Source organism: Citrobacter tructae, assembly GCF_004684345.1.
GTDB lineage: Bacteria > Pseudomonadota > Gammaproteobacteria > Enterobacterales > Enterobacteriaceae > Citrobacter > Citrobacter tructae.
Map to the genome: position 1 here is coordinate 2,245,595 of NZ_CP038469.1, position 18,170 is coordinate 2,263,764.

Sequence of the window (18,170 nt, forward strand, 5' to 3'; positions counted from 1 at the left end):
CATTATGCGTCAGATTTATGACATTTTTATGAAAAAGATAATCCAGGTTTAACGAAGGTTGTTGAATTATGACAGCCCGGAAACAAGATATTCGCGCTGTTGCAAGGTTATAATCCCCTTTATCGCTTTTTCGTCATGGAACTCTTATGCGCATCCTTCACACCTCTGACTGGCATCTGGGACAAAACTTCTACAGCAAGAGCCGCGCCGCCGAGCATCAGGCTTTTCTTGACTGGCTGCTGGAAACGGCACAATCCCATCAGGTGGATGCCATTATTGTGGCAGGCGATATTTTTGATACCGGCTCACCACCCAGCTACGCCCGCGAGATTTACAACCGCTTTGTCGTTAATCTGCAGCAAACAGGCTGCCATTTGGTGGTGCTGGCAGGCAATCATGACTCCGTCGCCACGCTTAATGAATCGCGCGATATTTTGGCGTTCCTGAATACCACGGTGGTCGCAAGCGCGGGTCATGCGCCGCAAATACTGAAACACCGCGACGGTACGCCGGGTGCCGTACTGTGCCCAATTCCTTTTTTGCGTCCGCGCGACATCATCACCAGCCAGGCGGGACTGACCGGCAGCGAAAAACAGCAGCATCTGCTGGGGGCAATTACCGACTATTACCAGCAGCAGTACCAGGACGCCTGTAAACTGCGCGGTGAACTGAATCTGCCGATCATTGCGACAGGACATCTGACTACCGTCGGTGCCAGTAAAAGTGACGCGGTACGTGACATTTATATTGGAACGCTGGACGCCTTTCCGGCACAGAATTTCCCACCAGCGGATTACATCGCGCTGGGACATATTCACCGGGCGCAGGTTATCGGCGGGACGGAACATATTCGCTACTGCGGCTCGCCGATTGCCCTCAGTTTTGACGAGTGTGGCAAAAGCAAATGCGTCCATCTGGTGAGCTTCGACGAAGGGAAACTCAGCGCTGTCGAGAACCTCACCGTACCGGTGACGCAGCCGCTTGCGGTATTGAAAGGCGATTTAGCCGCCATTACCGCCCAGCTTGAGCAATGGCGCGGCGTAGAGCAGCAACCGCCCATCTGGTTAGATATCGAAATTACCACCGACGATTACCTGCACGATATGCAGCGTAAAATCCAGGCGCTGACGGAAGACCTGCCAGTAGAAGTCCTGCTGGTGCGTCGTAGCCGCGAGCAGCGCGAACGTATTATGGCCAATGAACGACGCGAAACGTTAAGCGAACTGAGCGTGACAGAAGTGTTTGACCGCCGACTGGCACTGGAAGAACTTGAAGAACCGCAGCGTGAGCGGCTTAATCAGCTGTTTAGCGCCACCTTGCAAACGCTCGCCGGGGAGGCTGAAGCATGAAAATTCTCAGCCTGCGCCTTAAAAACCTCAACTCCCTGAAAGGGGAATGGAAAGTCGATTTCACAGCAGAGCCTTTTGCCAGCAACGGCCTGTTTGCCATCACCGGGCCTACGGGCGCGGGGAAAACCACCCTGCTGGACGCGATTTGCCTCGCGCTGTACCACGAAACGCCGCGACTGAATAACGTGTCACAGTCGCAAAACGACCTGATGACCCGTGACACCGCTGAATGCCTGGCAGAAGTTGAATTCGAAGTTAAAGGCGAAGCCTACCGCGCATTCTGGAGCCAGAACCGGGCGCGCAATCAGCCTGACGGCAACCTGCAGGTCCCGCGCGTAGAACTTGCCCGCTGCACTGACGGAAAAATCCTCGCCGATAAAGTCAAAGACAAGCTGGAAATGACCGCCGCACTCACAGGGCTGGATTACGGACGCTTTACCCGTTCGATGCTGCTGTCGCAGGGGCAATTCGCCGCCTTTCTAAACGCCAAACCGAAGGAGCGTGCCGAGTTGCTGGAAGAGCTGACCGGCACCGAGATCTACGGACAGATTTCGGCGATGGTATTTGAAAAACACAAATCAGCGCGCACGGAACTGGAAAAGTTACAGGCCCAGGCCAGCGGTGTTTCGCTGTTGGCCGCAGAGCAGGTGCAATCCCTCACTGAAAGTTTGCAGGTACTTACTGACGAAGAAAAACAACAACTTGCCAGCCAGCAAACCCAGCAACAACACCTCAACTGGCTAACCCGGCAAAATGAGTTACAGGCAGAAATAAACCGTCACCGGCAGGCATTGCAAGCCGCGCAGCAGGCACAAGAACACGCACAGCCGCAGTTGGCGGCGCTCAGCCAGGCTTTACCGGCCAGGACATTACGCCCGCAGTGGGAACGCATAGGGGAACAATCCACTACCCTGATGCGAATTCACCAGCAGATTGAAGAAGTGAATACTCGCTTACAAGGCAGCTTAACGCTGCGTGGGCGCATCCGCCAGCAGGCGCAAAAACAGTCTGCTACCATGCTTGCCGAGCAGCAAACGCTCAGCAGTTGGCTGAACGAACATGACCGTTTCCGTTTATGGAACAGTGAACTGGCGGGATGGCGCGCGCTGTTAGCCCAACAGTCAGACGCCAAAAACCAGCTACGCCAATGGCAACAGCTACGGGAAAATGACGTCCGCAAGCTGGACGTTCTCCCGCACCCGGCGCTGACTCTTGCGCCAGAGGAAGTCGCAGAAGCGCTGGCGCAACACGCCCGGCACCGACCATTACGCCAGCGTCTGAGCACCCTGCATGGGCAGATTGCACCGAAGCAAAAGCAGCTGGCACAACTACACGCCACACTCCAGCATCGCCAGCAAGAACAGACCCAGCGTAACGCCGCCCTGGCAGAGAAACGCCAGCGGTATAAAGATAAAAATCAGCAGCTTGCTGATGTAAAAACCCTTTGCGAGCAAGAAGCGCGGATTAAAGATCTGGAAAGCCAGCGGGATTTATTGCAGTCAGGGCAACCATGTCCGCTCTGCGGCTCCACCACGCATCCAGCGATTGAGCGCTATCAAACGCTGGAACTGAGCGTAAATCAGGCTCGACGCGAAGCCTTAGAAAAAGAGGTCAAGGCGCTGGCCGATGAAGGCTCCACGCTACGCGGGCAGCTCGAGGCAATAACGCAGCAGCTACAACGCGAAGAAGGCGATGTGCAGAGGCTTTCTCAGGAGGAGCAAGCACTTACTCAAGAATGGCAAACGCTGGCCGCCAGCCTCAACATTACGCTACAGCCCCAGGATGACATCGCCCCCTGGCTTGCCGCCCAGGAAGAGCACGAACAGCAACTTCACCAATTGAGCCTGCGTCATGCCCTGCAGGCGCAAATCACCGCGCATTCAGAACAGATATCCCAACTTCAGCAGCACATTGAGCAACGCCACAACACGTTGCAGGCCGAGCTAACCCGTTATGGCCTGCAGATTCCTGCCGACGGTGAAGAGGCCGCGTGGCTTAGCGAACGCGCAAATGATGCACAAATGTGGCAGCGCCGCCAGACCGAGCTCAGTGATTTGCAGGCACGACTCCAGCAGCTTACACCGTTGCTGGAGACGCTGCCTGAAGGTGCTGCAACATGGGAAAGCAAAGATGATCTGTCGCTGGAAAACTGGCGACAGGTGCACGATGAGTGCCTTTCGTTACAGAGCCAGTGGCAAACATTGCAGCAGCAAGAGGCGCAGGAGGTTCAACGTGCTGCGGAAATACAGGCGCAGTTTGATGCCGCATTGCAGACCAGCATCTTTGACGATCGTGACGCCTTCCTTGCCGCCCTGTTGGATGAAGAGACCTTTAACCGCCTGGAGCAGTTGAAACAGTCGCTGGAAAGTCAGCAGCAGCAGGCGAAGACATTGCTAAGCCAATCAACACAGACACTGACAGCCCATCAGCAACAGCGGCGTGCCAGCATGGATCTCACCCTAACCCCAGAACACCTTCGCGATACGCTGGCTCTGCTGACACAACAACTGCGGGATAACACCACACGTCAGGGAGAAATTCGCCAGCAGCTCAAGCAGGACGCTGAAAACCGTCAGCAACAACAGACGCTGATGCAGGCGATCGAAAAAGTCTCGCAGCAGGTCGAAGACTGGGGCTATCTGAATGCGCTGATTGGCTCGAAAGAGGGGGATAAATTCCGCAAATTTGCCCAAGGGCTAACGCTGGATAACCTGGTCTGGCTGGCCAACAATCAACTGACTCGCCTGCATGGTCGCTATCTGCTGCAGCGAAAAGCCAGCGAAGCGCTGGAGCTAGAAGTTGTTGATACCTGGCAGGCCGACGCCGTTCGCGATACCCGCACGCTGTCCGGCGGCGAAAGCTTCCTTGTGAGCCTTGCACTGGCGCTGGCGCTGTCCGATCTGGTCAGTCACAAAACGCGCATTGACTCCCTGTTCCTCGACGAGGGTTTTGGCACGCTTGATAGCGAAACGCTGGATACCGCGCTGGACGCCCTGGATGCCCTGAACGCGACCGGCAAAACCATCGGGGTTATCAGCCACGTTGAGGCAATGAAAGAGCGCATTCCGGTGCAGATCAAAGTGAAGAAAATCAACGGACTGGGTTATAGCAAACTCGACAGGATGTTTTCGGTGGAATAAGCGTTAGCGCCATCCGGCACCTTATTTAGCACGATCGTGAATACACAAAGACGGATATGAAATGGCGCTTCACTTTGCTTAACCGCAAGCTATTCCCTCATTGGCGGCGACTGTTCGCCGCTGCGACGCTCAACCGGCGTCTTTTTGTTGGCAGGTGGTATGAAAAAAGTCATTTTCTCTTTAGCCCTCGGGACGTTTGGGTTGGGCATGGCCGAGTTTGGCATCATGGGCGTATTAACCGAACTGGCACGAGATGTGGGTATTACAATTCCTGCGGCGGGCCATATGATTTCGTTTTACGCCTTTGGCGTGGTGCTGGGCGCGCCGATTATAGCGATCTTTTCCAGCCGTTTTTCGCTGAAAAATATTCTGCTGTTTCTGGTCACGTTGTGTGTGTTGGGAAACGCCATTTTCACCCTCTCCTCATCCTATCTTATGCTGGCGATCGGCAGGCTGGTTTCCGGTTTTCCACATGGGGCATTTTTTGGTGTCGGGGCAATTATCCTGACTAAACTCGCTCGTCCAGGAAAAGTGACCGCCGCCGTTGCGGGAATGATCAGTGGGATGACCGTCGCCAACCTGGTGGGTATTCCCGTCGGCACCTGGCTGAGTCAAGCATTTAGCTGGCGCTACACCTTCCTGCTGATTGCCATTTTTAACATCGCGGTCATTGTGTCGATTGCTTTCTGGGTGCCCAACATCCGCGACGAAGCTAAAGGCAAATTGCGCGAGCAATTTCAATTTCTGAAAAGCCCGGCACCGTGGCTCATTTTTTCCGCCACCATGTTTGGCAACGCCGGTGTGTTCGCCTGGTTTAGCTATGTGAAGCCATACATGATGTATATCTCTGGTTTTTCCGAAGGGTTGATGACCTTTATCATGATGCTGGCTGGCTTGGGGATGGTGTTGGGCAACCTGCTAAGCGGGCGAATCTCGGGTCGCTATACGCCGCTGCGCATCGCGGTGGTGACCGACTTCGTGATCGTGCTGGCCCTGGTACTGCTGTTTTTCGTCGGCGATATGAAAGCCGCATCGTTGGCCTTCGCCTTTATTTGCTGCGCGGGTCTGTTTGCACTATCGGCCCCGCTACAAATTTTGCTCCTGCAAAATGCGAAAGGCGGCGAACTGCTGGGTGCCGCCGGGGGGCAGATGGCCTTTAACCTCGGTAGCGCGGTCGGTGCATACTGCGGCGGCATGATGCTGACGCTGGGTTTTGCCTACAACTACGTGACTATCCCGGCAGCCCTACTATCGTTTTCCGCGATGTCGTCGCTGCTGCTGTATGGTCGCCTGAAGCGCGGCGTGCAACAAGTTGCACCCGCGACCTAGAAACGATTACCCCTGCGGCCACAGCCAGGCCGCACCGCGTACCCCGCTTGAGTCACCGTGCAACGCCTTGCGTAAAGGCGTTTCACACTCGCCGCCGAAGACGAACTGTTTAATCAATAACGGAACGGTCTGATACAACCGGTCGACATTGCTCATCCCGCCGCCCAACACAATGACGTCCGGATCAAGGATGTTCACCACATGGGCTAACGATTTCGCCAGACGTAACTCATAGCGGCGTAACGCCTGCTCCGCCAGCGCATCCCCTTCGCTCACCAGACGAATTATTTCACTGCCTTTCAGCGGATTACCACTCAGGCGATGATAATCCGTGGCGAATCCCGTCCCGGAGATGAAGGTTTCAATGCAACCCTGCTTACCGCAATAACAAGGCACTTCCTGACGGTAGCGCAGCTCATCGGCATCCATCCACGGCAGCGGATTATGTCCCCACTCGCCCGCTGTACCATTGCCGCCCGCATGTGCCCGCCCGTTGAACGCCACACCGGATCCACAGCCGGTGCCGATAATCACCGCAAACACCGTTTGCGCGCCCGCCGCAGCGCCGTCTACCGCTTCAGAGACTGCCAGGCAGTTAGCATCGTTAGCCAAACGAACCTCACGGTTCAGACGCGCACTTAAGTCTTTGTCAAAAGGCTGACCGTTGAGCCAGGTCGAGTTGGCATTCTTCACCACGCCGGTATAAGGGGAAATCGATCCGGGGATCCCCATACCGACCGTTGCGCTCTGCCCGGTTGCTTGTTCCGCCATTTCCACCAGCGCAGCAATGGTTTCTATGGTTTGCCGATAATCATCACGCGGCGTGGGCAGGCGATGGCGAAAAAGCTGCTCCCCCGCATCGCCAAGCGCGATAACCTCTGTTTTCGTGCCACCTAAATCGATTCCTATACGCACACACTGTTCCTCATTTTTTGGGAATATCAACAGAGTAGAGGCGAGCATGGTGTTAGGCAATGCAAGCCCGCCGACAATTCGTTATTATGCCCGCTGGATTTAACGACAAGGCCGTGGAAATTATCATGCTGTGGTTCAAAAATTTAATGGTTTACCGTCTTAGCCGCGATGTATCTTTGCGTGCCGAAGAGATGGAAAAACAGCTAGCCTCAATGACGTTTACCCCTTGTGGTAGCCAGGATATGGCAAAAATGGGCTGGGTTCCGCCGATGGGATCGCACAGCGATGCATTGACGCATTCCAACAATGGCCAAATTATTATCTGCGCCCGCAAAGAAGAAAAAATTCTGCCGTCTCCGGTAATCAAACAGGCGCTGGAGGCCAAAATATTCAAGCTGGAAGCCGAGCAGGGTCGCAAACTAAAGAAGACCGAGAAAGACTCGCTGAAAGATGAAGTGTTGCACTCATTGCTACCGCGCGCCTTTAGCCGCTTTAGCCAGACAATGATGTGGATCGACACCGTCAATGACCTGATTATGGTCGACTGCGCAAGTGCCAAGAAAGCAGAAGATACGCTGGCACTGCTGCGTAAAAGCCTCGGCTCACTGCCTGTAGTCCCGCTGGCGCTGGAAAACCCGATTGAGCTCACGCTCACCGAGTGGGTCCGTTCCGGTACCGTTGCTCAGGGATTCCAGTTGCTGGATGAAGCCGAACTGAAAGCCATGCTGGAAGACGGCGGCGTGATCCGGGCGAAGAAACAGGACCTGGTGAGCGATGAAATTGCTGTTCACATTGAGGCCGGAAAAGTCGTCACCAAGCTGGCTCTCGACTGGCAGCAGCGCATTCAGTTTCTGATGTGCGACGACGGCTCAATTAAGCGTCTGAAGTTCAGCGATGAACTGCGCGACCAGAACGAAGATATCGACAGAGAAGACTATGGTCAGCGTTTTGATGCCGATTTCATCCTGATGACCGGTGAACTGGCCGCGTTGATTAAAAGCCTGGTGGAAGGATTAGGCGGCGAAGCGCAGCGCTAAGAATCAGTATTGCCGGATACATCGCTTGCGACTTATCCGGCCTACGCGATGTTGTAAGCCTGATAAGCGCATCGCTATCAGGCATTTCACAATTACAGGTAGCGGCAAAGATAGGATGTAGGCTCTGCCACCTGCAAATGAAATTCACTGTGTCCAGGCACGTTAAACACGTCCCCCGCAGCATACACTTTCCACTCGGTTTCGCCCGGCAGCAATACATTCAGCGCCCCACTCACCACCGTCATTTCTTCAGGTGCCGCGGTGCCAAAGGTGTATTCGCCTTCCACCATCACGCCAACGCTGGCGCGGCCAGTACTGCTGCTGGTAAAACCAATCGATTTTACTTTGCCGGAAAAGTATTCGTTACTTTGAAGCATACAACTGGCCCTGTCTCGTTATTAAGTTAACAACCAATATAGGGGCCTGACGTTCCACCTGTCACGCAAAATTACGCGAGCAACTCCGAAGCCAGTCGGGCGATCAGGACATTAGACAGCAGCACCGGAATATCCAGCGATTTTTGCAGTACATCACGATGACGTTGGTTGAAACCCAAACAATCCAGCATGATCACATCAGCGCCTTGTTCAAGGAGATCTTTCCCGGCATCAATCAACTGTTGTTCAGAGCCGTCAATGGGATTCGCCACGGCATAGACCGGCGGCGTTTGTAATACCTGCCATTTTTGCGTCTGGGCTTCCAGCAGCTCAGCAACCGGCACAATCACCCCAACCTGATGCCCTTCCACAATTGATGCCACTAAGGGGGGAATAATACGTAAGGGTTCCAGCAGGATGCTATTGCGGGCCGTCAGGCGGGCAATTGAGGCGGTGCTCATCAGCAAAATAACGTCAAACCCCTGGTTGTCCAGCACTTCAACGATGCTTTGCAGTGCGCGTTCCACTTTCTGGCGTGAGACATGAGCAAGTTGTCGGTCACTGAGCAGAGTTAATAACAACTCGTCACCCGGCGAGACCGCGTACTCGATCATCACATCTTCCCGCTGCATCTGCCCCAGCAGGCTATGGTGGGTAATGTGTTGCTCATCGATATATTCCGTCAGGAGCGGTAATACCTCACACATCGGCACAACGCCAATCGTGAGGATAGCCAACGACGTACTCATGTGTTGCTCCACCATCTTCTTACTTTGCGGTAAAATCCCGGACAAATACCGAGCGCTGACCTGCGTTATAAATGCTCAAAAGCGTAGCAGCAGATCAGCGATGCATTGTGTAAAGATTCCCAATCGCTCCAGTACTTTATTGTTATCGTTTAGTTTTCAATTTTCGCACTATCTGGTGACGTGCGAAAAATGTGATACAGATACAGACAGACAGCGTCTAACCTCAGGTTTTCTGCGGATCCTCATAGCGTTTTTTGGCATCCATCGCTTCCTGTGCGGACGGATGCTCGCTAATCAACGAATTAGGTTTAGGATGGTCAGCACGGAGTTGATACCAAGTTACTGTCTGGCCTGGAGTACCTTTTTCAACAGTAACAATCGTCGCTTTTCGTGGATAAGGGGGGTTTGTCGGCATAGCGCTTCCTTTTGAGGGGATGAGCGTTAAGTATAGACTCCACCCTGCAACCGTGGCGCGGCCTGCGACATTATCGCCAGAATATCGGCCACAACCTGTGAGGGTTCGTTGGTTGCATCAACGATAAAATGCGCCGCTGCGCGATACAACACATCGCGCTGTTCGAGGACTTCCTGCACCTCTTCGGTCAACGGTTTGCCAGTTAGGGTCGGGCGCAATCCCTCTTCAGGTGCTGCCTCCAGGCGATTCACCAGCACCGATACCGGTGCGCTTAAATAGATGACCATGCCGCTATTTCGCATGTAGTGACGATTATATTCGGTAAGAATAATGCCACCGCCAGTCGCAATAACCGTTGAGGGGGCAGTCACAGCCTGCAGAGCCGTCGTCTCCTGGGCGCGAAATCCTTCCCACCCCTCTCTTTCAACGATTTCGGCGACGGTCATTTGCACATGTGATTGCAGCCAGCGATCGGTATCAACAAACTGGAAGTCGATAGCTTTCGCCAGCGCCATACCGGTTGTCGTCTTACCACACCCCCGAGGGCCAACAAGAAAAAGAGGTTGCGTCATCGCAGAAATTCCCCAGAGAGCCGCCCACAAGCGGGATCTGATGCTGTTAAAGTTATAATCATACCATCAAACTAGTACATCGCCAAAACGTAAAGAATAAGTTCCACTTAAGACTAAGAAGCCCACCAATCCCTACTATAACAAGATTTCACAGCGATGAAAGTGTAAAAAATAGATTACAGTTGTTATTTTCTGCGTTGAACTTCCAGCCACCACTTATCCAGTTCAGCGGCAAAATGCTGCCTGTCGCGCGGCGAAAGAGTGTCAGGGCCTCCGGTCTGGATCCCACTGGCGCGTAACGTATCCATAAAATCACGCATTGTCAGACGTTCACGGATCGTGGATTCGGTATAGCGTTCGCCACGTGGATTGAGCGCAGCAGCCCCTTTTTCGATGACTTCAGAGGCCAGCGGGATATCCGCAGTAATCACCAAATCTCCGGCGCTACACTGGCGCACAATCTCGTTATCGGCGACATCAAACCCGGCAGGGACGCGTAATGTACGGATAAAAGGCGAAGGTGGCACGCGCAAACTCTGATTAGCAACCAAAATCAGCGGCATCTGCATACGCTCAGAGGCCCGGTACAAAATATCTTTAATCACATTCGGACACGCATCCGCATCCACCCATATTGTCATAACACCTCCTGTTTCCTGTGCAATCGCACATTGTCTCGTGCTTTTACTTTTCGGCAAAGTGCTGTTTCTCCTTCTGAACACATTCATTCCGCGCTAAGCTTAGCTTTCCCAGGTAAAACAATGAATATCACGCATAGGGAGTGACAAAGATGGACAAGAAAATTGGTTTTATCGGCTGCGGCAATATGGGCAAAGCCATTCTTGGCGGCATGATCGCCAGCGGCCAGGTTCTCCCCGGACAAATCTGGGTTTATACCCCCTCTCCTGATAAAGTCGCTTCGCTGCACGACCAGTACGGCATTAATGCGGCACAATCGGCACAAGAAGTCGCACAAATTGCAGATATTGTCTTTGGCGCCGTGAAGCCTGGCATCATGGTTAAGGTGCTGAGCGAAATCACCTCCAGCCTGAACAAAGATTCACTGGTCGTCTCTATTGCCGCAGGCGTCACGCTCGATCAGCTTGCTCGCGCGCTAGGCCATGACCGTAAAATTATCCGCGCGATGCCCAACACGCCGTCCCTGGTCAATGCCGGCATGACCTCCATAACGCCAAACGCGTTGGTGACGCCGGAAGATACGGCTGACGTATTAAATATCTTCCGCTGCTTTGGTGAAGCTGAAGTGATTGCAGAATCGATGATTCACCCGGTCGTCGGCGTCAGCGGATCCGCACCGGCATACGTGTTTATGTTTATCGAAGCCATGGCCGATGCAGCCGTTCAGGGGGGAATGCCCCGCGCTCAGGCGTATAAATTCGCCGCGCAGGCGGTGATGGGGTCCGCGAAAATGGTACTCGAAACGGGGAAACACCCCGGAGAGCTGAAAGATATGGTGTGCTCGCCTGGCGGAACAACCATTGAGGCGGTGCGCGTCCTGGAAGCGCGAGGCTTCCGTTCTTCAGTCATTGAAGCAATGGTTAAGTGCATGGAGCAATCGGAAAAACTCAGCAGATCCTGAGTGAGCAACCGGACGTCAGGCCGCCGCTTCAGTGCGGTTACGTCCGGAATTCTTTGCTTTGTAAAGAGCCATATCCGCTGATTTTAACCATTCTCGATAGTGTTCCGTTTCTGAGGTCAGGGGGGCGACGCCTACGCTGATACGCAGGGCAACCTGCGGGGCACAGGACAATCGCAATAGGCTGAGTCGTTCGTGGACACGCGACATTGCGGCGATGGCGCTGGCCGCCGGAGTGCCGCACATAATCACGGCAAACTCATCGCCACCAAAGCGCCCTATCACATCGCTGCCGCGCAATGTCATTTGCAGCTGGCGCGTCAGTGCCACAATGGCTTCATCGCCAACATCATGGCCCCAGGTATCGTTGATACTCTTGAAATGGTCGATATCGATAATCAGTAACGTCGCGTCACGCTGATGACGACGGCAATTATCAAATTCATTACGCAGTAAAAGCTCCCAATGGCGTCGGTTATACACACCAGTCATTCCATCCCGCGTACTCATCACCTGTAACCGACGCTTGTGCTCTGCCAGCTTGATGACCGTCTGGTAGCTCACCCAGGCAAACAGCAGCGGATATAACACCAGAACCGGCAGAGACAGCAGCACGCTCACCTGAGTACTGCTAAGCGCCACGGGGATATCCGTAAGCTGCAAGGTGACCAGACATGAAACGACCGTCAACACCAGACCCGCGAGGAACAATCGAATCCCCCCCGCCCCCATCAGGTTAATACAGATAATCATCAGCATCGCCGTTGACGGCAACAGGTTTGCCCCCATCAGCCCTATCCACATTCCCGCCAGGATCGCATCAGCTTTTAAGTTGGTGAATTCGCTATGCAGCGGGTCGTCTGCTTTACCGGCCAGCTGCCATGCCAGATGCGGCCAGACAAAGGCCCATCCCACCAGCAAAAGCCACCAGCCTCCGGTAATTGGCTGTGACACTAAGACCGATGCGATGGGGAAAAACATCCCTCCCAGTCCTATCGCGCGCGGCAACCTGATCCGTCGGGCAAATCGCAGTCCGGAGCGCTGATGGTCATTCTGATGAAGGGATAAAAACGCTTCATTCGGGACAACCTGTTTTTGATAGAAATTTTCATCATTCATCGTATTTGGGAATATTCTGAAACAAATTTCCCAAATTATAGAAAGGGGGTAGAGCGCGGGAGTATGATATTTCGGGTGAGCGAATTTCGCGGCTCACCCTTATGTACTACGCAATTACGCCGCTTTTTTCAGGCAGGCACTCATAAATTTGTTGCGATCGTCGCCTTTCAGCGACTGCTCCGTCGCCTGAACGTTACATTCACGCATTTTCTGCTGCTGTGGCGTCAGACTCTTTTCTTCGGGGGCAGATTTACTGTTTTTCAGGCAGTCACTCATATAAGTCTTACGCGCATCCCCTTTTAAGGTCTGCGCTGTCGCCTGCTGATTACAGGTGGTCATCCGTTGTTGTTGTGGGGTTAGCGTTTTCTCGGCAGCGCCGACAGTAGTTAAAAAAATCAGACCAAAAAGCAACGTCATTAATAATGTAATTTTCATAGCACCATCCTTTTCTGAACGACGAGACACAGATAAGTCTGGCTGCTAACGACAAAAAAACCACCCGACCGCAAAAGTATTGCCGCCGGGCGTGTACTTATTTCAGTCCTAACGCCGATTTCATGGTGTAAAACAGATCGGTTTGGTCGGTAAGGCCAACCACATTTGCCGCATGTGGCCCATAGGCAGCAATACGCAACTGGCTGCCCGTATGCTCCTGAGATTCCTCTTCAGAGTTACCGTAGCTGATGACCATCACCGCGCCATCTTTCGTGTTCAGCGCCTGAGTCAGGCCTGGTGCTTTGGTATCAGGCGCCACAATCTGACTGGAATGCGCGTGATCGGCAGTCACCACCACCAGCGTATTGCCATCTTTCTTCGCAAAAGCCAGCGCACGCTGTACTGCTTCGTCCAGATCGACCGTTTCACCTATCTGTCCGCACGGGTTAGCGGCGTGATCCTGTTTATCGATTGACGCGCCTTCCACCTGCAGGAAGAAACCTTTTTCGTTTTTGCTTAACAGTTCAATTGCTTTATCCGTCATCTGTGCCAACGTCGGCACCGTGTCATTACGTTTGACGTTTGGCGTACAGGTCACAACCGGTTTATCAATGTTGCCGTGATAAGAGGCTTTCGGTCCTTCCCAACGCACCGGCATGTTGCCCTCTGAGAACAGCCCCAGCAGCGGTTTATCCTGATTCGCCTCGCCGATCGCCGCAAGCGTTGCGGCGTCACTCACCAGCTGATAGCCGCGAGCCTGTGCTTGCTCACGCAACGTTTTACCCTGCCATTCACCTGCCGCCGCAGTTTCAGCAAAGGTTTTTGCCCCACCCCCTAGCGTGACGTCGGCACGGGCATTCAACAATTGTTCGGTGATTGACCCTTTGCCGCCTTTTTCCAGCGCATTAGTCGGACATTTTTCACGCGTCACGCTCGGGCCGTAGCACTTTCGGGAGGTCACATGCGCGACCAGCGCGGCAGGAGTAGCATCCTGTAATTCTGCAGTGGAAACGTTGCCGGTCGCCAGACCTGCGGCTTTTGCCATTTCCAGAATCGTGGCGTGATCTTTTTCATGGATATCAACGCCCAGCGCACCATTATAGGATTTGACCCCGGTGGTCCACGCCGTCGCCGATGCCGCAGAATCGGTCACATAATCGGGCTTACCCGTTTTCTTATCCAGCGAATAATGAGTGTATTGTCCGGTCAGGGGCAAGGCATCAATCCCTTTAAAAAAGCCGCCCGCACCTTCGGCATAATTTCGCGCTGCGGTAATTTCTGAGTCACCCATACCATCGCCGATCAGCAAAATAATATTTTTAGCAGGTTTATCAATCAGTGAATCACGCAAAGCAGCCGTTTGATCGCTGGTTAATCGACGAGCGCCACCCGGAGTGGTGATATCGCCCTGAGCGGCACGATTATCCAGAACCGGCATAGCAGATGATTCTGCATAAATAACCGGGGTAAACAGCAAAGGTAACAGGGCAATAGCGATAGCGCTTTGTTTCACTTTATTTTCTCCATGTATAAATACGGTAAAATTAAAACAAAGCGACTATAAGTATTTGATGTGACACTTTTATGATGATTTATCGTCGAGAGGATCCACAGACACCTCAATACGCTCCAGGCACCCTCTCACCAGCGTCATGCAGGTTTGCTAAACAGGCTGGCATGCGGCTTACTCCCGCCAGTGCGCCCTCAAGATGACGAATCAGTATTTGCTGCTCATGCTTCGCCATCGTATGCAGCATTTCCATGATGACGCGCTCTAAGGTTTCTACCTGAGCGGCCAGATCCTCGGACTCTTCTTCTTTTTGGGCGAGCTTAAGTAATAACTCAGTGACGAGATTTTTCATTTGCGTATTCCCTTAACAAAATATGGGTCACGGTAGCATTATGGCTCCCAACTGCCTAGGGGATGAAAGTTGTATTTTTAGCAGAAATAAAACGTTTTGCGAAAACAATCACACCGCAAAATAAGATGAATTTGGTATTACGACAGAATTATTCAATATAAAAGGGTGAGAAGCTTAATAATCACCCAGAAATATAATACAAACTTATGGATTAACACCGCCAACAGCCACCGGTGTTAATCCGCCATTCAACGCGTGCGACGCCGACGTCGCAACGCGACAGCCAACTGCCAGATGTTAATTAGTACAATGCTCGCGGTCGCGATAAACACCCAGCGAAAACCTGCCATTGCCGACACAGTAGCGCCCATTAACGGCCCGGCAACGTTGCCAAGATACATAAACGACTGGTTATACCCGAAAATACGTCCGGTAATCTGGTCGCTGGAGTATTTCACCAGCAGAGTCTGCACAGCGGGGAGCATTGCGCCATCGGCAAAGCCGAGCAGGAAACGCAATACCCCTAACTGCAACGGCGTTGTGACCCAAGACATGGCAAAAAATAACACCACCGCGAAGATTAACGTCGCCATGAGGATCCGCTCAGTGCCAATTCTGTCGCCCAGCTTTCCAAGCCGGGGCGCTGAAATAAGGGCTGATATACCGGGAACCGAGGCAATCAGCCCGCTGAGAAAGGCAATATTACTGCTGTCTGGTACCATCGATTTGATAAACAACGCCAGAATAGGACCGATAGAGCCATTACACAGCTGAATAACCATAGTGGTAAAGAACAGGCTGATCACCAATGCAGGATAAGGCAGCGAGGCGAAAACAGCCTTACCGCTTAAGCGTTCACTTTTTTTAATCGTCGGGCGTACGCCCTCTTTGATTAAGAACAGTGTGACCAGGAAACTGACCACCAGTAGCGCGGCGGTAATACAAAATACCGCGCGTAAGCCCACGTGATCGGCAATAAAGCCGCCCATCAACGGCCCGCCAATGACGCCGCTAATTTGTGCCGTAGAGAGCGTACTCAGCGCCCAGCCGCTGCGATCGCGCGGGACTTGCGACGCCACCAATGCCATCGCATTAGGGATGTATCCCGACGTTAACCCCATCACACCGCGCAGCAAGAAAAGCTGCCAGACGTTGGTCGCAAAGGCCTGCAGTAAAATCGCAATCGCCATCCCCAGCGAGGCTCGCAACAGCATCAGCTTACGCCCTTTGCGGTCGGCTAAACTGCCCCACATCGGCGAAACAATGGCAGAAATCAGAAACGTAATGCTAAACGTTAAGCCAGACCACATCGACAGAGCTTCATGCGAGGTCACCCCTAGCTGGGAGACGTAGAGCGGTAAGAAAGGCAGGATTTGGCTGATCGCCAGGCCGGTAAAAAAGCATCCGAACCAAACGGAAATAAGATTAACTTTCCAGGATTCCATATGGACTCATAACGGTAAGTAGCTGAAAACTGCGAGCAGCTTAACAAATTTGACGTGCAAACGAGGGTGTTGATGTGCGATACCTCACAGTTTAGTATTTTATCTCCCCGCTCATCATATTTGTGATATTCATCACACATATCCCTTATTTATTACAGGGGATTATGCTTACCTCTGCACCTCTGGGTTAAAGCGTATTGTTCCCCTGCGCTTTGCGAAAACATTCTGCCAGAAGCCGAGGAATCCTGCGTTTTGTCGTGGTAATGTATGTGCTTTGCATTCATGGAATGGGTTTTTAAGATGGCAAAGTTGCGGGTAGGAATCGTATTTGGTGGTAAATCAGCAGAACATGAAGTGTCATTGCAATCGGCAAAAAATATTGTCGATGCCATCGACAAGGCTCGCTTTGATGTTGTGCTGTTAGGTATTGATAAACAAGGGCAATGGCACGTCAGTGATGCCAGTAACTACCTGCTTAATGCCAACGACCCGGCACATATTGCGTTGCGTCCTTCAACAACCAGCCTGGCGCAAGTACCGGGAAAACAAGAACACCAGTTGATTGACGCGCACAGTGGTCAGCCGCTGCCAACCGTCGATGTTATTTTCCCTATTGTACACGGTACGCTGGGCGAAGATGGTTCTCTGCAAGGCATGCTGCGCGTGGCGAATCTACCGTTTGTTGGGTCCGACGTACTGGGCTCGGCAGCGTGCATGGATAAAGATGTGACCAAACGCCTACTGCGCGATGCCGGATTAAACATCGCGCCATTTATTACGCTCACCCGCGCTAACCGCAATAGCATCAGCTTCTCAGAGGTTGAATCCCGTCTGGGCCTGCCGCTGTTCGTCAAGCCGGCTAATCAGGGATCGTCCGTTGGCGTCAGCAAAGTCACCAACGAAGCCCAGTACAATCAGGCCGTGGCGCTGGCGTTTGAGTTTGATCATAAAGTGGTAGTGGAACAAGGGATCAACGGGCGTGAGATCGAATGCGCGGTGCTGGGTAACGATCATCCGCAGGCCAGCACCTGCGGCGAGATTGTTCTGAACAGTGATTTTTACGCCTATGACACCAAGTACATTGACGACAACGGTGCCAAAGTGGTGGTCCCTGCAGACATTTCCCCGCTGATTAACGACAAGATCCGCGAGATTGCGATCCAGGCTTATCAAACGCTGGGCTGCGCTGGCATGGCGCGTGTGGATGTGTTCTTAACCGCAGAAAATGAAGTGGTGATCAATGAGATCAACACGCTGCCGGGCTTCACCAATATCAGTATGTATCCAAAACTGTGGCAGGCGAGCGGCTTAGGCTATACCGATCTGATCACCCGTCTGATCGAACTGGCGCTGGAGCGTCACGCTGCAGACAGCGCGCTGAAAACCAGCATGTAAAACCAGCATGTAAAACCCGCCAGGATGCTCAATCGCTATTGGGCATCCTGCGCTTCATCATCTTCCACGCGGCGACGAATAATTAATCCTGCAAGCCAAAAGCTAATCACCCAGGTGACCAGCCCTACCGCATAGGTTTGCCATCCCTTCGCTTCAAAGCCCAGTAATCCCACCACACCGTTGAGAATAAAAATAAGCCCAATGGCAAACGCATAATAATGCCAATCGCGGCGAAGTTTTACAGGCAGGTTCATAGCAGCTCCGAAAGAATCACAACATAAAGCAGCATCCTCGCACATTTCTCTGTGGCGGTCTGTGGCGTATGCGGAATTTCTTAAATGTAATAAAATTTCACTTAAAGTTGCGTATTTGTGATGGGAAACATAAAACCAGAATCCAGGAATAATCCCTGGTCGAAATTACCATCATTCTGA

Annotated in this window: 18 protein-coding genes; 6 read left to right on the forward strand and 12 right to left on the reverse strand. The window is 52.8% G+C overall.

Features of this window, described 5'->3' with window-relative positions; translation table 11 throughout:
* Positions 1 to 146: 146 nt before the first annotated feature.
* The 3 genes from sbcD (at position 147) to araJ (ending at position 5,818) form a co-directional block, all read left to right on the forward strand.
* Positions 147 to 1,349: an exonuclease subunit SbcD gene (sbcD, locus tag E4Z61_RS11640; RefSeq protein WP_135322898.1), complete on the forward strand. Its 1,203-nt coding sequence runs from the start codon at positions 147 to 149 to the stop codon at positions 1,347 to 1,349.
* A complete protein-coding gene (gene sbcC, locus E4Z61_RS11645) occupies positions 1,346 to 4,489 on the forward strand; it encodes an exonuclease subunit SbcC (RefSeq protein ID WP_135322899.1) in 3,144 nt (1,047 codons plus the stop codon). The genes sbcD and sbcC overlap by 4 nt, the downstream gene beginning before the upstream one ends.
* Positions 4,490 to 4,648: 159 nt before the next feature.
* Positions 4,649 to 5,818 (forward strand): MFS transporter AraJ, encoded by a 1,170-nt coding sequence (gene araJ, locus E4Z61_RS11650; RefSeq protein WP_135322900.1) that lies wholly within the window; start codon positions 4,649 to 4,651, stop codon positions 5,816 to 5,818.
* A gap of 6 nt (positions 5,819 to 5,824) precedes the next feature.
* Here araJ and mak read toward each other — a convergent pair whose 3' ends face one another.
* Complete coding sequence (gene mak, locus E4Z61_RS11655; protein ID WP_135322901.1) at positions 5,825 to 6,733, reverse strand: fructokinase; 909 nt, start codon at positions 6,731 to 6,733, stop codon at positions 5,825 to 5,827.
* A 125-nt stretch (positions 6,734 to 6,858) separates the two neighbouring features.
* Between mak and rdgC the strand changes: the two genes are divergently transcribed.
* A complete protein-coding gene (gene rdgC, locus E4Z61_RS11660; protein WP_135324928.1) occupies positions 6,859 to 7,770 on the forward strand; it encodes a recombination-associated protein RdgC in 912 nt (303 codons plus the stop codon).
* 92 nt (positions 7,771 to 7,862) lie between these two features.
* Here rdgC and ppnP read toward each other — a convergent pair whose 3' ends face one another.
* The 5 genes from ppnP to E4Z61_RS11685 form a co-directional block, all read right to left on the reverse strand.
* Positions 7,863 to 8,147 (reverse strand): pyrimidine/purine nucleoside phosphorylase, encoded by a 285-nt coding sequence (gene ppnP / locus E4Z61_RS11665; RefSeq protein WP_135322902.1) that lies wholly within the window; start codon positions 8,145 to 8,147, stop codon positions 7,863 to 7,865.
* Between the two features lie 71 nt (positions 8,148 to 8,218).
* A complete protein-coding gene (locus E4Z61_RS11670) occupies positions 8,219 to 8,896 on the reverse strand; it encodes an AroM family protein (RefSeq protein ID WP_135322903.1) in 678 nt (225 codons plus the stop codon).
* 223 nt (positions 8,897 to 9,119) lie between these two features.
* Positions 9,120 to 9,311 (reverse strand): protein YaiA, encoded by a 192-nt coding sequence (gene yaiA, locus E4Z61_RS11675; RefSeq protein ID WP_096758106.1) that lies wholly within the window; start codon positions 9,309 to 9,311, stop codon positions 9,120 to 9,122.
* A 26-nt stretch (positions 9,312 to 9,337) separates the two neighbouring features.
* Positions 9,338 to 9,883 carry a shikimate kinase AroL gene (aroL, locus tag E4Z61_RS11680; protein ID WP_135322904.1) on the reverse strand — a complete coding sequence of 182 codons (546 nt, stop codon included), beginning with the start codon at positions 9,881 to 9,883 and terminating at the stop codon, positions 9,338 to 9,340.
* A 185-nt stretch (positions 9,884 to 10,068) separates the two neighbouring features.
* On the reverse strand, positions 10,069 to 10,524 hold the full coding sequence (locus E4Z61_RS11685) for a YaiI/YqxD family protein (RefSeq protein ID WP_135322905.1): 456 nt from the start codon (positions 10,522 to 10,524) through the stop codon (positions 10,069 to 10,071).
* Positions 10,525 to 10,673: 149 nt separating this feature from the next.
* Here E4Z61_RS11685 and proC point away from each other — a divergent pair, with 149 nt between their 5' ends.
* The gene (gene proC / locus E4Z61_RS11690) at positions 10,674 to 11,483 is read left to right on the forward strand and encodes a pyrroline-5-carboxylate reductase (protein WP_135322906.1); all 810 of its coding nucleotides are present in this window, start codon (positions 10,674 to 10,676) and stop codon (positions 11,481 to 11,483) included.
* 15 nt (positions 11,484 to 11,498) lie between these two features.
* Here the strand turns inward: proC and adrA are convergent, their stop codons facing one another.
* The 5 genes from adrA to E4Z61_RS11715 form a co-directional block, all read right to left on the reverse strand.
* Complete coding sequence (gene adrA, locus E4Z61_RS11695; RefSeq protein WP_135322907.1) at positions 11,499 to 12,614, reverse strand: diguanylate cyclase AdrA; 1,116 nt, start codon at positions 12,612 to 12,614, stop codon at positions 11,499 to 11,501.
* 99 nt (positions 12,615 to 12,713) lie between these two features.
* Positions 12,714 to 13,034 (reverse strand): phosphate starvation-inducible protein PsiF, encoded by a 321-nt coding sequence (psiF, locus tag E4Z61_RS11700; protein WP_135322908.1) that lies wholly within the window; start codon positions 13,032 to 13,034, stop codon positions 12,714 to 12,716.
* Between the two features lie 97 nt (positions 13,035 to 13,131).
* Complete coding sequence (gene phoA / locus E4Z61_RS11705) at positions 13,132 to 14,547, reverse strand: alkaline phosphatase (RefSeq protein WP_135322909.1); 1,416 nt, start codon at positions 14,545 to 14,547, stop codon at positions 13,132 to 13,134.
* A gap of 106 nt (positions 14,548 to 14,653) precedes the next feature.
* Complete coding sequence (locus E4Z61_RS11710) at positions 14,654 to 14,896, reverse strand: sigma-S stabilization anti-adapter protein IraP (protein WP_135322910.1); 243 nt, start codon at positions 14,894 to 14,896, stop codon at positions 14,654 to 14,656.
* Positions 14,897 to 15,144: 248 nt separating this feature from the next.
* Entirely contained in the window at positions 15,145 to 16,341 is a 1,197-nt protein-coding gene (locus tag E4Z61_RS11715; RefSeq protein ID WP_135322911.1) for a multidrug efflux MFS transporter, read from the reverse strand.
* A gap of 300 nt (positions 16,342 to 16,641) precedes the next feature.
* Here E4Z61_RS11715 and ddlA point away from each other — a divergent pair, with 300 nt between their 5' ends.
* A complete protein-coding gene (gene ddlA, locus E4Z61_RS11720) occupies positions 16,642 to 17,736 on the forward strand; it encodes a D-alanine--D-alanine ligase (RefSeq protein WP_135322912.1) in 1,095 nt (364 codons plus the stop codon).
* Between the two features lie 35 nt (positions 17,737 to 17,771).
* Here the strand turns inward: ddlA and E4Z61_RS11725 are convergent, their stop codons facing one another.
* Positions 17,772 to 17,990 (reverse strand): DUF2754 domain-containing protein, encoded by a 219-nt coding sequence (locus tag E4Z61_RS11725; RefSeq protein ID WP_135322913.1) that lies wholly within the window; start codon positions 17,988 to 17,990, stop codon positions 17,772 to 17,774.
* Positions 17,991 to 18,170: the final 180 nt, after the last annotated feature.

Excerpts from the sequence above, each read along its gene's own strand:
- sbcD (WP_135322898.1), top strand. The coding sequence starts at position 147 with ATGCGCATCCTTCACACCTCTGACTGGCATCTGGGACAAAACTTCTAC.
- sbcC (WP_135322899.1), top strand. The coding sequence starts at position 1,346 with ATGAAAATTCTCAGCCTGCGCCTTAAAAACCTCAACTCCCTGAAAGGG.
- araJ (WP_135322900.1), top strand. The coding sequence starts at position 4,649 with ATGAAAAAAGTCATTTTCTCTTTAGCCCTCGGGACGTTTGGGTTGGGC.
- rdgC (WP_135324928.1), top strand. The coding sequence starts at position 6,859 with ATGCTGTGGTTCAAAAATTTAATGGTTTACCGTCTTAGCCGCGATGTA.
- ppnP (WP_135322902.1), bottom strand. The coding sequence starts at position 8,147 with ATGCTTCAAAGTAACGAATACTTTTCCGGCAAAGTAAAATCGATTGGT.
- E4Z61_RS11670 (WP_135322903.1), bottom strand. The coding sequence starts at position 8,896 with ATGAGTACGTCGTTGGCTATCCTCACGATTGGCGTTGTGCCGATGTGT.
- yaiA (WP_096758106.1), bottom strand. The coding sequence starts at position 9,311 with ATGCCGACAAACCCCCCTTATCCACGAAAAGCGACGATTGTTACTGTT.
- aroL (WP_135322904.1), bottom strand. The coding sequence starts at position 9,883 with ATGACGCAACCTCTTTTTCTTGTTGGCCCTCGGGGGTGTGGTAAGACG.
- E4Z61_RS11685 (WP_135322905.1), bottom strand. The coding sequence starts at position 10,524 with ATGACAATATGGGTGGATGCGGATGCGTGTCCGAATGTGATTAAAGAT.
- proC (WP_135322906.1), top strand. The coding sequence starts at position 10,674 with ATGGACAAGAAAATTGGTTTTATCGGCTGCGGCAATATGGGCAAAGCC.
- psiF (WP_135322908.1), bottom strand. The coding sequence starts at position 13,034 with ATGAAAATTACATTATTAATGACGTTGCTTTTTGGTCTGATTTTTTTA.
- E4Z61_RS11710 (WP_135322910.1), bottom strand. The coding sequence starts at position 14,896 with ATGAAAAATCTCGTCACTGAGTTATTACTTAAGCTCGCCCAAAAAGAA.
- E4Z61_RS11715 (WP_135322911.1), bottom strand. The coding sequence starts at position 16,341 with ATGGAATCCTGGAAAGTTAATCTTATTTCCGTTTGGTTCGGATGCTTT.
- ddlA (WP_135322912.1), top strand. The coding sequence starts at position 16,642 with ATGGCAAAGTTGCGGGTAGGAATCGTATTTGGTGGTAAATCAGCAGAA.
- E4Z61_RS11725 (WP_135322913.1), bottom strand. The coding sequence starts at position 17,990 with ATGAACCTGCCTGTAAAACTTCGCCGCGATTGGCATTATTATGCGTTT.